Consider the following 13156-nt stretch of genomic DNA (forward strand, 5'->3'; position numbering starts at 1 on the left):
GTTGCCCGAGCCGGTCGCGCGCGAGCACGATTAAGCGATGAACGGCATCAGGCGGGACGTCCGGCTCCGCCCGGTCGACCCGGGCACCTGCGCGCTGCGCCGGGGCCTGGAGCGCGACCTCAACGACGGGCCCGCGCAGCGGGTGGCCGCGCTGTCGGTGGAACTGGGCCTGTTCGCCGCCGACCTCACCGACCCGGCGCTCGGCGCGCGCGTCGCCGGGTTGCAGGCCGCGCTGGCGGTCGTGCTGGCCGAACTGCGCGAGATCGGCGGCGCGCTGTACCCGCCGGTGCTGGCCAGCGACGGGTTCGAGCCCGCGCTGCGCGCCGTGGCCGAGCGGCACGGGCTGGCCATCGCGGTGCGCGGCGAGCAGGTGGCGCACCTCGACGCCGACACCGCGGACGCGACCTGCCTCGCGGTCGCCGACCACCTCAGGTCCGTGCCACCGGAGACCAAAGTGGACGTTCAGGTGCGGGCGGCGGCGGGCGGCGTGCGGGTCGACGTGACGGAGGAGCGGGTGCGGTGCGGGTAGCCATCGCCGACGACGGGGCGCTGTTCCGCGAGGGGCTCGTCATGCTGCTGCGCGCCGCCGGGCACGAGGTGGTCGCCTCGGTCGCCGACGGCGACACCCTGGTCGAGCGGGTCAGCGCCGACCCGGTCGACGCGGTCGTGCTCGACATCCGGATGCCGCCCGAACCCGACGGCGGCCTCGCCACCGCCGAACGCCTGCGGGCGCTGCGCCCGGAAACCGGGATCCTGCTGCTGTCGCACTACGCCGAGACGCACTACCTGATGCGGGTGCTGGAGATCGGCACCGAGGGCATCGGTTACCGGCTCAAGGAACGCGTCGCGGGCGTCCAGGTGCTCGACGACACGCTCACCCGGATCGCGGGCGGCGAGATCGTCATGGAACCGTCGCTGGCCAAGCGGTTGGTGCAGCGGCCCGCCGGTGGTGGCGGCCCGGTCGGCACGCTGACCGAGCGCGAGCACGACGTGCTGCGGCTGATGGCCGAGGGGCGCACCAACGCCGCCATCGCCAAGGAACTGTTCGTCTCGGCCAAGGCCGTGGAGAAGCACGTCGCGGCCATCTTCGGCAAACTCGACCTGCCCGGCGACCAGACCGTGCACCACCGCCGGGTCCTCGCGGTGCTGGCCTACCTGCGGGCCGGCCGGGTCGACGGGTAGCGGCGGGGTGGCGCGAGGGCCGGTGGCCGCGCTGGTCCGTGAACTCGCCGAGAGCACGGGACTCGGCGCCGTCTACTACACCGAGGGGCCGGACGGTCTGTCCGTCGCCGCCGCGTGGCCGGAGCACCCTTCCGGCCCGGTACCCGGTGTCGCGGTACAGGTTCCCGGCGGTGGGGTGCTCGTGCTCGTCGCGGTCTCCCTGGGGAGCGCGGACATGGACCGCCTGCGTCGGTTCGCGGATCGCATCGCGCTGGCCGCGGCGGGGGAGCGGCTGCGCGCCGAACAGGACCGGCAGCGGTCGCGGACCCGCGCGCTGGAACGGGAAGTGCTGACGGCCCGGGAACGCCTCGTCCACGTCCGGGACCTCGAGCGGCGCCGCATCGCGGGCGCGCTCACCGGCGTGATCGGCCGCGACTTCGCCCAGCTGCGCTCGCGGCTGGAGGCGGGAGAACTGGCGGAGTTCCGGACGACGCTCGACGACGTGATCGACCGGTTCCGCACCGTCGTGCGGGGCGTGCACCCGGCGATGCTGCCCGAGCGCGGACCGCTGGCGGCACTGGAGGAACTGGCCGCGACACTACCGCGCCCGGTCCGGTTCGCAGGCGACCTCGGGCGCCGAGCGGGCTGGGAGGTCGAGTCCGGCCTCTACCACGCGGCGGCGGCCGTACTGGCACTCCTGGCCGAAAACGCTTGCGTCCAGCCGGTCCAGGTCTCCTGTTCACGCGAGGACGGGCTCCTGTCACTGACCTTTGTGGACCCTTCATCCGCGGTGGTGGACCTGCGATCGGCACTCCGCGACGACGCCGCCCGCCTGTCAGCCTTCGGCGGAACCCTGGAAACCTGGGACGAAGGCGGAACCGCGACCATACGAGTCCGCCTGCCGGAACGTTTCGACGTCGCCGCAATAGAGCCCGTGGGCCTACTCGCCCGGGTACGTGAAGTCGTGGCCGCCGGTGTGCGCGCGTCGGTGGCAGGATGGTCGGAGCTCGCCGAGCTTCTGGACCGACCGCCGGTGGTGGCGTTGGTGGGCCCGGGAAGCACCGCCGCGGTCGAATCACTGACCGGCCACGAAGTACTACGGCACCTGACCCTGACCGACACCCCGGCGGAAGCCGACGTCGTGCTCGCCTTGGACTCCACTATGGACTTGGTTCACCCGACCGTGAGCCACGTAGACGACCCGTCACCCGCCCTACCGGACTTGCTGTACCGGCGAGTGGTCGACCGAGCCGACCTACTAGCAGCCCGCGGGGTGTTGACGGCGGCACGCCAAACCCCCCAACCGGAGCCGCTGGCCCGCCTGCTGGACCAGGTACTGGCAGACGCACACGAGCTGGTGGAACTGGACCTGGTCGACGCCCTGGAATCCGGCACCACCGCACTACACGCCCTGACCACCGAAGCCCTGCGACTCCTGGGCGCCTCCGGCCGCGCCCCCCACACCCGCCTGGGCCTACCCCGCCACGCCCCACCAGCAGACATCCGCACCGCCGCGGCCACAGCGACCACGGCGTGGCGCACCCACGCGGGCAACCCGGCGCTGAGCACCCGCGCACACGAGGCGTGTTTGACAGTGGTACGAACCTGCGAAGGCTTGGCGATGGGTTAGCGGTCGCGCGGCCCGGCCCGATGTTCCCGATGATCATCCGCGCGCCTTCCGCGCCTGGCCGCCGGTCGTTCCTCGGTGGTGGTGGGCCGATCGGTCATCCCGCCCGCTACGGCGTGTCCGACGCGAACAGGCCGGACCGCGCCGCGGACTTTGTGCGGGTCGCGCACCGGCAACCCCGTGCCACGGCACCGTGTCCGGGCGCCGGGGACCGGTTCGGCGGGAGTGCGGCGGACCTGGGCATAGCTCGTCAGGGAGCGCTCAGTCTGCCGATGCTGATGGCGCGTCTTCCCCTCGGGGACTCGGAATCTTGCCAGGACACCGCACTAGGCAGGGGACCGATCCCGCTGTCCGGCCCTGTCGCGGCAGGCGGTCGCGGTCTGGGACGCTCCTCGACCCAGGTCGACCGGCGGCCTATCGCCGTATGGTCCCGACGGCCAGGCGTCGGGTGCTGGAGGTTCCATGCTCGGTGTTCCCGATGATGGCAGCCGCGCCCTCTGCCGGGGTGCCGAATCCCCGGGCTGTCCCACTGGGCTGCGAGACGGGCTCGCGGCGGTTCTGGCAGTGCCTTGACCCGCGGCGATTGGATGGTCTCACCGGGCGGGGTCGCAGTGGCCCCGCCGCGCACCAGGAGGTGGATCGTGTGGTGGAGCGGGCATAAGAGATCGGCAAGGGGAATGCTCCCCTTGCCGATCCGGGTCCTGCCTGGCCTAGTCCGTGCCGAACTCCATGGCCGCCCGGTCGAGGGCGTCCGGGGTGTCGTCGGCCCCGCCGTCGGCGGCGGCGATCTCGGCGGCGCCGCCCGGGGGCAGCTCGCCGATCAGGCCGTCCCACGGCGTGAGCTGGCCGTGCGCCGCGTACTGCTCCAGCTTGCTGCGCGAATCCGCGATGTCCAGGTTGCGCATCGTCAGCTGGCCGATGCGGTCGTCCGGGCTGAACGCCGGGTCGCCGGTGCGCTCCATCGACAGCTTCTCCGGGTGGTAGCTCAGCAGCGGACCCGTGGTGTCGAGGATCGAGTAGTCCTGGCCGCGGCGCAGGCGCAGGGTGACGCTGCCGGTGATCGGGAAGCCGATCCACCGGTGCAGGCTCTCGCGCAGCATCAGGGCCTGCGGGTCGAACCAGCGGCCCTCGTAGAGCAGCCTGCCGAGGCGGCGCCCCTCGCCGTGGTACATGGCGATGGTGTCCTCGTTGTGGATGGCGTTGAGCAGCCGCTCGTAGGTGATGTGCAGCAGCGCCATGCCCGGGGCCTCGTAGATGCCGCGGCTCTTGGCCTCGATGATCCGGTTCTCGATCTGGTCGGACATGCCCAGGCCGTGCCTGCCGCCGATGGCGTTGGCCTCGTGCACCAGGTCGACCGGGGAGTCGAACTCGCGGCCGTTGATCCGCACCGGGGTGCCGTGCTCGAACTCCACGGTCACGTCCTCGGTGGCGATCTCCACCTCGGGGTCCCAGTACGCCACGCCCATGATCGGGGAGACGATCTCCAGCGACGTGTCCAGGTGCTCCAGCCGCTTGGCCTCGTGGGTGGCGCCCCAGATGTTGGCGTCGGTGGAGTACGCCTTCTCCGCCGAGTCGCGGTACGGCAGGCCGCGTTCCACCAGCCAGGCCGACATCTCCTGCCTGCCGCCCAGCTCGGTGACGAACGCCCGGTCCAGCCACGGCTTGTAGATCCGCAGGCCCGGGTGCGCCAGCAGCCCGTACCGGTAGAACCGCTCGATGTCGTTGCCCTTGAAGGTCGACCCGTCGCCCCAGATGGACACGTCGTCGGCGCGCATCGCCTGCACCAGCAGGGTGCCCACGACCGCGCGACCCAGCGGGGTGGTGTTGAAGTACGTCTGCCCGCCGGTGCGGATGTGGAAGGCACCGCAGGCGAGGGCGGCCAAGCCCTCCTTCACCAGCGCCGCGCGGCAGTCCACCAGCCGCGCCCGCTCCGCGCCGTAGGCCAGGCCACGGTCCGGCACCGCGGCCAGGTCGGGCTCGTCGTACTGGCCGATGTCGGCGGTGTAGGCGTACGGGACCGCCCCGCGCTCGCGCATCCACGCCACGGCGACAGAGGTGTCCAACCCGCCGGAGAACGCGATACCGACTCGTTCACCGACCGGGAGTTCACTGAGGACCTTCGACATGCGCCAGAGCCTACGGTCGGTGCTCGTCCCCGGCGCGGGAGGGTCCACAAGACGCGGCCACCCGCGCGCACTCCCGCCACACCGCCGCGCACGTGTCCGGGTCGGTGGCGAAAGCGGGCCATTCGGTCGGCTCGCCACGGCGGTCGTAGTAGCCGCCAGCGCGCCCTTCGACGCCCGGGTCCGTGGCCAGGAACACGCTGGAGCGGGACGCGCGGGCGATCGCCGCCGGTCCGGAGAACACCGGCAGCAACAGCTTGAGCAACGGAGCGAACGGCCGGACGGCCAGTGGGAAGGAGGTGGTGGTCAGCGCGCGGTTGCCAGGGGTGTAGCCGTGGCCGGGTTAGGCGGCGTTGATCGTGGCCGCGGTCGCGGGGACGCGCCGGGCGAGGTCGCGGGTGAGGGCGAGGACGATCCGCTTGGTGTGGTTGTACTGCGTGTCGAGCACGCCGGTGTAGGACTTCTCGCCCTGCGGGTTGGCGAGGTCGACGCGGCCCTTCGGGACGCCGCCGGTCAGGTTGATCACCCGACCGGGGCCCGCAGAGCAGCTCGAGGGTGAGCAGGTACGGCGCGACGACGTTGGCGGCGAACGAGGTCTCCACGCCGTCCTCGGTCAGCTCGCGGCGGGGCCGGTTGGCGGCGGCGTTGTTGACCAGCGCGTGCAGGGTGCCGAGGCGGTCGGTCACCTCGCGGGCGAGGCGGCGCAGGTCCCGCTGCCGGGTGACGTCGGCGATAAGTGGGTGCACGTCGTCGTTGCCCGTGTCCCGGGCCGGCTCCTCGGCCGCCTCCGCCGCTCGGCCCGGGTGCCGTCCCACGACGAGCACACGCGCCCCAACCGGGCGAGGGCCCGCGCGGTCTCCTTGCCGATCCCGCCCGTCCCGCCGGTCACCAGCGCGGTCTTGCCGTCCATGGTCGCCTCTGTGTGTCACTCGGTGTCGACTTCGGCATCTAGTGTCCGAAGACACACTGGGTGGCGTGGACGGGTTGCGGGACCGGACCAGGCGGGCTGTGCGGGCCGACCTGGCGGAGCGGGCGATGGTGCTGTTCCGTGAGCGCGGCTTCGACGAGACGACCGTGGACGACATCGCCCGGGCGGCGGGCATGTCCAAGCGCAGCTTCTTCCGCTACTTCGCGACCAAGGAGGACGCCGTCCTCGGGCTCGTGGACGAGTTGGGGGAGCGGGTCGTCGAGGACATCCGCGCCCGCCCGGCCGACGAGCCGCCCTGGGAGTGCCTGCGACAGGTGCTGCGCCAGTCGGAGGAGCGCATCCGAACATCAGCCGACGCCCTCCGGCTGATCGAGTCGACCCCCGCGCTCCGCGCCGCCCACCACGGCAAACGCGATCAGACCCGGGCCCTGATCGCCACCGCGCTCCGCGACCGGCCGGGCTCGACCCTCGCCCCTTTCGCCGCGGACCTGCTCGCCACCGCGGCGGGCGCTGCTCTGGACGCCGCCGCCCGCGAATGGCTCCGCACCGGCGGCACCGCCGACCGCGCCCACCTGCTCGACCAGGCTTTCGCCGCGCTGCGCCCCAAGCTCGCCTGAGTCGCCCCGCCCCGCCGCCGCGCGGAATCGCGTCCACTCGTAGTGTCCGCGATGTGCGTGCGGCCCACCGCGCAGCGCTTCTGTTTTTACCGGCATCCAGCGAAGGGCCTGTCTTCGCGGTCATCGACGCGACCATGGACAACCCGTCCGAATCTCCACGTTCTGATCGCCGAACGTCGCCACCAACGGCCGGGCAACTACGACCCGTTCTTCCCGTTCGGGGTGTCTGGCGCGTTCACCGGTGCCGCCACGGTGTTCTTCGCGGTTTTCGGCTACGACGCGATGAGCACGGCTGCGGAGGACTCCAAGGACTCGGTTGGCACGACTGATTCACCGTCACCACCGGCTTCTCCGACGGCGTCGCCGCGACCAACGCGACCGTCAGCGCCACGACCTTGAACGGCACTACGCAGCTGTTCACCACTGCCCCCGACGGCCGCGTGATCTCGACCTTCTGGTCAACCGACACCGCCGCCAACGGTGGCTGGCACGACTGGTTCGGCATTCCCGGCGGCACCGGGAACGGCCTGGTCCGCATCTGATCACCCCAAGCCCGGAGCGGGTCCAGCAGCTCCGGGCTTTCCCCATCCCAAGGCGAGCAGCGCCGACTATCGCGGCAGGCGTTGAGCCGATCCGCGCGGCGCACCCGGTGTCGATTCCGGGTGAACCCGCCGGTTTCATGCCAACTCTGGTTTGCATGTGCTTGGCCGCGCTATCATGGTGGGGTCATGGAGACCGAAGGCGTTCCCGGGGACGAGTTGGGCCAGGTGCTCGCCACGCTGGCCAACCCGCACCGCATGCGGGTGATCGCGGCGTTGGCCGGGCGGCGGGAGTACGTCAGCGGGCTGGCCCGCGAGCTGGGCATCAGCCGTGCCCTGCTCCAGGTGCACCTGCGCAAGCTGGAGGCGGCGGGCCTGGTCGCCTCGACCCTGGAGTTCTCCGCCGACGGCAAGTCGCTGAAGTTCTACGAGGTCGTGCCGTTCCGGTTCGTGCTGACGCCGGAGAGCGTCACCGCGGCCGCGCGCACGCTGGGACCCGCTGGGGGAAGGGAAGACTGACGTGGAGGTTCGCGACTGGCAGGAGGTCTTCGGCGTCATCGGCGTCTTCGTCCTGCTCACCTGCGTGATCACCGTGACGATCTGGCAGGTCGCCGTGACGGCGCGGGCCAAGGCCGCCATCGCCCGCGAGGCCGCCTACCAGGACCTGGCCCAGCGGTCGGTGCGGGCGCAGGAGGACGTGGTCCGCGAGCTGGTGGAGACCCGCGAGCAGCTGGCCGACCTGCGCGCCAGGATGGGCGGCGTCGAGCACGTGCTCCGCGAGGTCGAGTAGCCCGGGATGCGGTCCGCCGGAAGTCGAGTAGCTTGACGGCATGGCCGCATCGGACGTTCAGTACGACGCGTTGGCGCAGCAGTACGAGCGCGCCAAGCACATCCCGACCGGTCTGGCTGAGCGGGCCACGCTGCTCGCCGCCCTCCCGGACCTGACGGACCGCTCGGTGCTGGACGTCGCCTGCGGCACCGGCTTCTACGCCCGCCTGTACCGCGACCGCGGCGCCACCCGGGTGGTGGGCGTCGACTCGTCGGCGGAGATGGTGGCCCACGCCCGCGACGTCGAGGAGCGCGAGCCGCTGGGCATCGAGTACCACCACCTCGACGCGACGAGCCTGCCCGTGCTGGGCTCCTTCGACGTGGTGACCGCCGTGTGGCTGCTCGGCTACGCCGCCGACCCGACCGCGATGGCGACCATGGTCGCGAACCTGCGGGCCAACGTCGTCCCCGGCGGCCGGGTCGTGGTCCTGGTGCCGAACCCCGACGTCGACTGGGACGTCATGGACGGGTACTTCCGCTACGGCTACGTCGTCCACCGATCGGGCGCCGACCGCGTCCCCCAGCCGGTGACCGTGCACGTCCTCGGCGACCCGCCCTTCGACTTCGACTCCTTCTTCTGGCCCCCGGGCACCTACGAGACCGCCCTGGCCGAAGGCGGCCTGACCGGCATCTCCAGGCACCCCACCGTCATCCCCGCCGACGACCAGTCCGAGGCGTTCTGGGAGCCGCTGCGCCGCAGCCCCAGCTTCGCCGTGTACAGCGGCACCACCTGAACGTGGTAACCCGAGTGGGTGAAACTGGCTGCGCAGTGTACAAGCCTTGGGGTGCAAGAGATCGCAACCGCGGTTGCGCGACGGGTGCGGCTCGGGGGCTGTGCCGGTGTGGCTCGAGACAAGGCCCCGCCGGCCGGGCAACCTTGGTGGTGTGACCGCAGCCACCCCGACCCGGGAGCCCAGGATGACCGAGACCGTCCTCACCGCCCTCCGCGACATCGCCGACGAGTCCGTCCTCTTCCACAGCGGACTCTGGGGCGGCCCGAGCGGGTACCGCTGGGCGTCCGCCGAGGGCACCGCGTCCGGGCACGTGCCCCAGTGGGAGGCCGACGCCATCGCCCTGCTGGTGCGCCGCGGGCTCGTGCGGATCGAGAAGGCGGCGGGCGCCCAGGACGACCGCGTCCGCCTCACCACCCGCGGCGCCGGGATGCTCGACTACGCCCTCGCCGCCTGACGGCCCCTCAGTGCGGGAAGACCCGCCGCGGGCGGGTGGTGACCTTGTACCGGTGCTCTTCGATGATCATGGCGACCTCCACCATCGTCCCCGTGTCCCGCAACCGATCCAGGTAGCCGACCGACGCGGCCAGCAGCATGAGGTCGACCGAGAAGTACACCCCCATCAGCGGGTTGACGAACAGCTCGCTCCCGCCGGTCCGCTCGGTGATCGGCACGTTCCCGAACTCCCCGCGCAGCGCCGCCGCGATCTGGCCGTTCACGATGCTCGGCCGCGTCGGCGTCGACGCCGCGGCATCCGCCACCGCCGCCACGTAGTCGCGGGCCTCGGTCGAGTTCGACGGGATCGACAGCGCCCCCAGGTACCCGCCGACGCGGTCCAGCGCGGCGAGGTTCTCCAACACGTGCGAGTGGCAGACGCCGTGGTAGAAGTCGATGCCGAAGCCGAGGGACGCCACCAGCTTCTCGACGCCCGCCAACTCGAACACCGCCGCCAGGCTGGTCATGTCCTCCTCCGGCGTGCCGACCCCCGCCTCGTCGCCGCGCATCAGGATGTCTGTGCCGCCGTCGACCAGCACGACCGCGTCCACCTCAAGGTGCTCCACGAGACGCCGGTATGCCTCCGCCAGCGGGCGGACCCCGACGCGGGAGAACGCGTAGACCGTCGACGGCAGCCCGCGCCCGGCCAACCAGCGCGCCAGCGTGCGCTCCGGGAAGTACGTGTCGCTGCCCGCGCTCTCCGGTCCGACCGCGGCCACCTCGGGCGCCAGCCAGTCGTCGAGGTCGAGGCGGCTCAGGTCGCTGAACGCCAGGTTGGCCAGGTGTACGCGCTTGCCCAACCCGCGCAGCGCCGAGGCCAGCGGCAACCCCGCGTAGACGTCGAACCCGCCACCGGCGCCCGCCACCAGGACGTTCGACGCGTTCGCGAGCCGGCTGAACAGGGGCGGTTGGGCCAGGGAGAACATGCGGAGATCATATGGTGATCCGCCCCGCACCCAAGCGCTTCCGCCCCCAGGCCGGGCAGACTCGGGGCATGCGACTGGGGGGAAAGTGCGGTGTGGTGGGCGCGAGCCTGCTCGTCATGGTGTCCGCGTGCGGACAGGCGTCGGCGGCGTCGGACGGGGGAGTGACCTCCCGCGTGCCACAGCCGAGCGCGGTGGCGTCCGGGTGCCCGGCGGAGGGCGTGCGGATCACGCGGACCTCCTACGACGGCGCGATGGGGCTGCGGCTCGCGGGCTTCGAGATGGCCAACTGCGGCACCGAGCCCTACGAGGTGCGCGGCTACCCCGACGTCCGCCTCTACGACGCCGACGGCGAACCGGTCACCGTCGAGGCGGGCGGCGGTTCCCTGGGCATCGCGGTGCTGCCCGACTTCGACGCGCCGCCCACGACCGTACTGCTGCAGCCGGGCGAGATCGCGTCCACGGCGCTGTTGTGGCGCAACCTGGTCACCGACAGCACGGTTGACGCCACCCTCGCCGAATCCCTCGACATGGCGCCGCTGGCGGGAAGGTCCTCCCAGCACCTCACCGCGCACATCGACCTCGGCAACACGACGAAGCTCGGCGTCAAACCGTGGGTCGAGGAGGCCAGGTCGAACCGGTCCGCCCCGGACGAGTCCACTTCCAACAAGGCCTAGGCGCGGGCCGGGTCTGCCGGACAGCGGCTAGCCCGGGACGAAGCCCTCGACCGTGGTGCCCGTGCCGAGGGCGGAGTCCACGCGGAGGGTGCCGCCGAGCGGGGTGAGGCGCGTGGTCAGGTTCGCCAGGCCCGTGCCGGTCGCGGTCGGTTCGAAGCCGGGACCGTTGTCGGACACGGAAAAGCTCAACCCGGCCGCCGAGCCCCGCAACCGGACGTCGATCGACGCGCCCACCGCGTGCTTGTGCGCGTTGCCCACGGCCTCCAGGCACACGAAGTACACCGCCGTCTCCACCGGCGCCGGGTAGCGCGGCAGGTCCGCCGCCAAGTCCAGCCGGACATCGGTGTGCGTGCCGAGTTCGGCGCCCAGCGCCGCGGCCAGGCCGTCCGCCAGCGGCTCCGGCAGCACGCCCGCCGCCGTCCGCACCAGGGTCGCCTCGGCCGCGTCGAGCCGGGGCCCCAGGTCGGCCGACGCGGGGTCGTGCTCGGCCAGCGCGACCGCCAAGCGCAGTGCGACGAGGTGGTGCTGGGTGCCGTCGTGCAGGTCCCGCTCGACGCGGCGCCGCTCGGTGTCCATCTCCGCCGCGGCGCGCCAGCGGGTGTCGGCGAGTTCGGCCGCCGCCTCGGTACCCGCGCGCCGCAGTTCGTCGACCGACAGGGCCAGCCGCACGAGGTCCGGCACCGGTCCCAGCGCGTCCGCCACCGCGCCCAGCCGCCGCGCCGGTCGCACCCGCAGTTCCGCGTGCTCGTCGAGGCGGGCCCGGCTCCACGCGCCGGTGCTCTCCGCGCCCCAGCGGTGGGTCACGCCGTCGACGACCAGCTCGCACTCGGCCGCGCCCAGCGCCGCGCCGATCGCCTCGGCGACCAACGCGGGCCGGGGGGCCCGGTCGGCGACCAGTCGCGCCACGGCGGCGAGCACCGCGTCCGCCCGCTCCTCGCGATCTCGTTGCCGCACGGTCCGAACGGTACCGCTAGACGCCCCGGCTGCTCACGACCGTGACCTGGTCGATCTTCCATTGACCGTCCAGGTTCACCACGACGTAACGGTGCTGCTCCTGGATCGCGCGGCCGTCGGTGAAGACGTAGTTGACCGTCGCGTTCACCACCGTGCCCGCGTCCGCGACCACGTTCGACGTCTTGACCGAGGTCACCGACGCCCAGAACCTCCGGTAGCTGTCCATGCCCTTGGCCGGGTAGCCCTGGAACCTCGGGGAAAGCCTGCTCCACGCCTGCTCCACGCCGCCGGGCATCATGGCGTAGTAGTCCGCGACCGCGGCCTGCTTGGCCTGCGGGCTGTCGTCCGCGGGCCGGTTGACCGGCGGCGCGGCGGGCGGTGCCGTGGTGACCGGCGGGTTCGCCGTGGGCACGGGCTGCTCGGTCGTCGCCTGCGGTTGGGTCGACTGCGCCGTCGTCGGCGCGACCGTCTCCACGGTCGTCTCCACCACCGTGGAGGGCGCCGCGCTCGGCGTGACCGTCCCGGCGTCCTGCTCGCCGCTGCCGCGCAGCGCGACCGTGAACAGCACGCCCGCCACGGCGATCAGCAGGGCGAGGGTCGCGACGAGGTAGGCGGTGCGCGGACGCTGCCGCTCCGGCTCGACGGACGGCAGGTCCGCCGTCGCGGCGTCGACCGGCGCCCCGGTCGGGCCCGCTGCGAGTTCGTCGCGGACCTCCGCCATCGTCGGCCGCGCCTTCGGGTCCGAGGCGAGCATCCGCTCCAGCAGCGGGGTCAGCACACCGGCGCGGGTCGGCGGGTTGTGCTCACCGGTGGACACCCGGTACAGCAACGCGATCGGGTTGTCGTCGCGCCCGAACGGCGGCACGCCCTCGGTCGCGGAGTAGAGGGTGGCACCGAGGGAGTACACGTCCGACGCGAACGTCACGGGTTCGCCGCGGGCGATCTCCGGCGCCAGGTACGCGGGGGTGCCGCGCACGGTGTTGGTGACGGTCCCGGTGAGCGTGCCCGAGACGTCGATGGCGAGCCGGGAGATCCCGAAGTCGGTGATCTTGACCTGTTTGCCGCCGACTCCCAGGAGCACGTTGCCCGGCTTGACGTCGCGGTGCACCACACCCGCCTCGTGCGCGGCGGCCAAGCCCTCCGCCACCGCGGCGCCGATGCGGACGACCTCTGCCGGGTCGAGCGGCCCCTGCTCGGCCAGCACCTCCGCCAGCGTGGTGGAGGGCAGGTACTCCATGACGAGGTACGGCGCGTCGTCGGAATCGCCGTCCTCGGCGACGTCGAAGACGGTGATCGCGTGCGGGTGCTGCAACTTGGCGGCGATGCGTCCTTCCCGGACCGCCAGCTCGCGCACCCGATCGGCCTCGGGGCCGGGTGGGGTGCGCAGCCGCTTGAGCGCGACGGTCCGGTGCAGGCGCTCGTCGTAGGCCTCCCAGACCTCGCCCGCCCCACCGCTGCCGAGCCGGGCGACCAAGCGGTAGCGGCCGGACACCAGGTCCCGCTCGGAAGCCCGTTGCTCTGTCACATCGAGGTAACTTACCCGAACGGGCGAT

At 72.5% G+C, this 13156-nt stretch carries 16 protein-coding genes and 1 pseudogene; 10 read left to right on the forward strand and 7 right to left on the reverse strand.

From position 1 onward, the window contains the following. Positions 1-37: 37 nt before the first annotated feature. Genes CLV40_RS00535 through CLV40_RS00545 form a run of 3 tightly spaced genes read left to right on the forward strand, consistent with a single transcriptional unit; the run spans position 38 to position 2791 of the window. Positions 38-529 (forward strand): histidine kinase, encoded by a 492-nt coding sequence (locus CLV40_RS00535; RefSeq protein WP_104475829.1) that lies wholly within the window; start codon positions 38-40, stop codon positions 527-529. Continuing rightward, the gene (locus CLV40_RS00540; protein ID WP_104475830.1) at positions 520-1182 is read left to right on the forward strand and encodes a response regulator transcription factor; all 663 of its coding nucleotides are present in this window, start codon (positions 520-522) and stop codon (positions 1180-1182) included. Before CLV40_RS00535 ends, CLV40_RS00540 begins: the two co-directional genes overlap by 10 nt. A 22-nt stretch (positions 1183-1204) precedes the next feature. After that, on the forward strand, positions 1205-2791 hold the full coding sequence (locus CLV40_RS00545; RefSeq protein WP_104475832.1) for a hypothetical protein: 1587 nt from the start codon (positions 1205-1207) through the stop codon (positions 2789-2791). Between the two features lie 707 nt (positions 2792-3498). Here the strand turns inward: CLV40_RS00545 and argG are convergent. The 4 genes and pseudogenes from argG to CLV40_RS40665 form a co-directional block, all read right to left on the reverse strand. After that, positions 3499-4914: an argininosuccinate synthase gene (argG, locus tag CLV40_RS00550; RefSeq protein ID WP_104475834.1), complete on the reverse strand. Its 1416-nt coding sequence runs from the start codon at positions 4912-4914 to the stop codon at positions 3499-3501. Between the two features lie 10 nt (positions 4915-4924). Beyond that, positions 4925-5176: a Rossmann-fold NAD(P)-binding domain-containing protein gene (locus CLV40_RS00555; RefSeq protein ID WP_104475835.1), complete on the reverse strand. Its 252-nt coding sequence runs from the start codon at positions 5174-5176 to the stop codon at positions 4925-4927. A 78-nt stretch (positions 5177-5254) separates the two neighbouring features. Beyond that, positions 5255-5437: a hypothetical protein gene (locus CLV40_RS00560; protein WP_104475837.1), complete on the reverse strand. Its 183-nt coding sequence runs from the start codon at positions 5435-5437 to the stop codon at positions 5255-5257. A gap of 79 nt (positions 5438-5516) precedes the next feature. Beyond that, positions 5517-5996, reverse strand: a pseudogene (locus CLV40_RS40665) (SDR family NAD(P)-dependent oxidoreductase); the annotation flags it as partial. Between CLV40_RS40665 and CLV40_RS00570 the strand changes: the two are divergent. From CLV40_RS00570 to CLV40_RS00595, 6 genes are all read left to right on the forward strand, one after another. Further along, positions 5887-6456 carry a TetR family transcriptional regulator gene (locus CLV40_RS00570; RefSeq protein ID WP_245930908.1) on the forward strand — a complete coding sequence of 190 codons (570 nt, stop codon included), beginning with the start codon at positions 5887-5889 and terminating at the stop codon, positions 6454-6456. The pseudogene CLV40_RS40665 and the gene CLV40_RS00570 overlap by 110 nt on opposite strands. A gap of 395 nt (positions 6457-6851) precedes the next feature. After that, positions 6852-6998: a hypothetical protein gene (locus CLV40_RS37645; RefSeq protein ID WP_181043242.1), complete on the forward strand. Its 147-nt coding sequence runs from the start codon at positions 6852-6854 to the stop codon at positions 6996-6998. A 186-nt stretch (positions 6999-7184) separates the two neighbouring features. Then, entirely contained in the window at positions 7185-7514 is a 330-nt protein-coding gene (locus tag CLV40_RS00580) for an ArsR/SmtB family transcription factor (RefSeq protein WP_104475841.1), read from the forward strand. Between the two features lies 1 nt (position 7515). Continuing rightward, positions 7516-7785, forward strand: a complete 270-nt coding sequence (locus CLV40_RS00585) for a hypothetical protein (protein ID WP_104475843.1) — start codon at positions 7516-7518, stop codon at positions 7783-7785. A gap of 40 nt (positions 7786-7825) precedes the next feature. Continuing rightward, positions 7826-8557: a class I SAM-dependent methyltransferase gene (locus CLV40_RS00590; RefSeq protein ID WP_104475845.1), complete on the forward strand. Its 732-nt coding sequence runs from the start codon at positions 7826-7828 to the stop codon at positions 8555-8557. Positions 8558-8741: 184 nt separating this feature from the next. After that, a complete protein-coding gene (locus CLV40_RS00595; RefSeq protein ID WP_104475847.1) occupies positions 8742-9011 on the forward strand; it encodes a hypothetical protein in 270 nt (89 codons plus the stop codon). 7 nt (positions 9012-9018) lie between these two features. Here CLV40_RS00595 and CLV40_RS00600 read toward each other — a convergent pair whose 3' ends face one another. After that, the gene (locus CLV40_RS00600; RefSeq protein ID WP_104475849.1) at positions 9019-9975 is read right to left on the reverse strand and encodes a DUF1152 domain-containing protein; all 957 of its coding nucleotides are present in this window, start codon (positions 9973-9975) and stop codon (positions 9019-9021) included. 68 nt (positions 9976-10043) lie between these two features. Here CLV40_RS00600 and CLV40_RS00605 point away from each other — a divergent pair, with 68 nt between their 5' ends. Continuing rightward, complete coding sequence (locus CLV40_RS00605; protein ID WP_181043243.1) at positions 10044-10649, forward strand: DUF4232 domain-containing protein; 606 nt, start codon at positions 10044-10046, stop codon at positions 10647-10649. A 27-nt stretch (positions 10650-10676) separates the two neighbouring features. Here CLV40_RS00605 and CLV40_RS00610 read toward each other — a convergent pair whose 3' ends face one another. Together CLV40_RS00610 and CLV40_RS00615 are read right to left on the reverse strand one after the other, a co-directional pair. Further along, positions 10677-11603: a sensor histidine kinase gene (locus tag CLV40_RS00610; RefSeq protein WP_146107867.1), complete on the reverse strand. Its 927-nt coding sequence runs from the start codon at positions 11601-11603 to the stop codon at positions 10677-10679. 16 nt (positions 11604-11619) lie between these two features. Continuing rightward, the gene (locus tag CLV40_RS00615) at positions 11620-13128 is read right to left on the reverse strand and encodes a serine/threonine-protein kinase (protein WP_181043244.1); all 1509 of its coding nucleotides are present in this window, start codon (positions 13126-13128) and stop codon (positions 11620-11622) included. Between the last annotated feature and the right edge of the window lie 28 nt (positions 13129-13156).

The sequence above is a fragment of the Actinokineospora auranticolor genome, assembly GCF_002934265.1.
GTDB classification, from domain to species: domain Bacteria; phylum Actinomycetota; class Actinomycetes; order Mycobacteriales; family Pseudonocardiaceae; genus Actinokineospora; species Actinokineospora auranticolor.

Bases quoted from the DNA above. Each gene is read 5' to 3' on its own strand.
- CLV40_RS00535 (WP_104475829.1), top strand. From the start codon at position 38: ATGAACGGCATCAGGCGGGACGTCCGGCTCCGCCCGGTCGACCCGGGC.
- argG (WP_104475834.1), bottom strand. From the start codon at position 4,914: ATGTCGAAGGTCCTCAGTGAACTCCCGGTCGGTGAACGAGTCGGTATC.
- CLV40_RS00580 (WP_104475841.1), top strand. From the start codon at position 7,185: ATGGAGACCGAAGGCGTTCCCGGGGACGAGTTGGGCCAGGTGCTCGCC.
- CLV40_RS00590 (WP_104475845.1), top strand. From the start codon at position 7,826: ATGGCCGCATCGGACGTTCAGTACGACGCGTTGGCGCAGCAGTACGAG.
- CLV40_RS00595 (WP_104475847.1), top strand. From the start codon at position 8,742: ATGACCGAGACCGTCCTCACCGCCCTCCGCGACATCGCCGACGAGTCC.
- CLV40_RS00600 (WP_104475849.1), bottom strand. From the start codon at position 9,975: ATGTTCTCCCTGGCCCAACCGCCCCTGTTCAGCCGGCTCGCGAACGCG.
- CLV40_RS00605 (WP_181043243.1), top strand. From the start codon at position 10,044: ATGCGACTGGGGGGAAAGTGCGGTGTGGTGGGCGCGAGCCTGCTCGTC.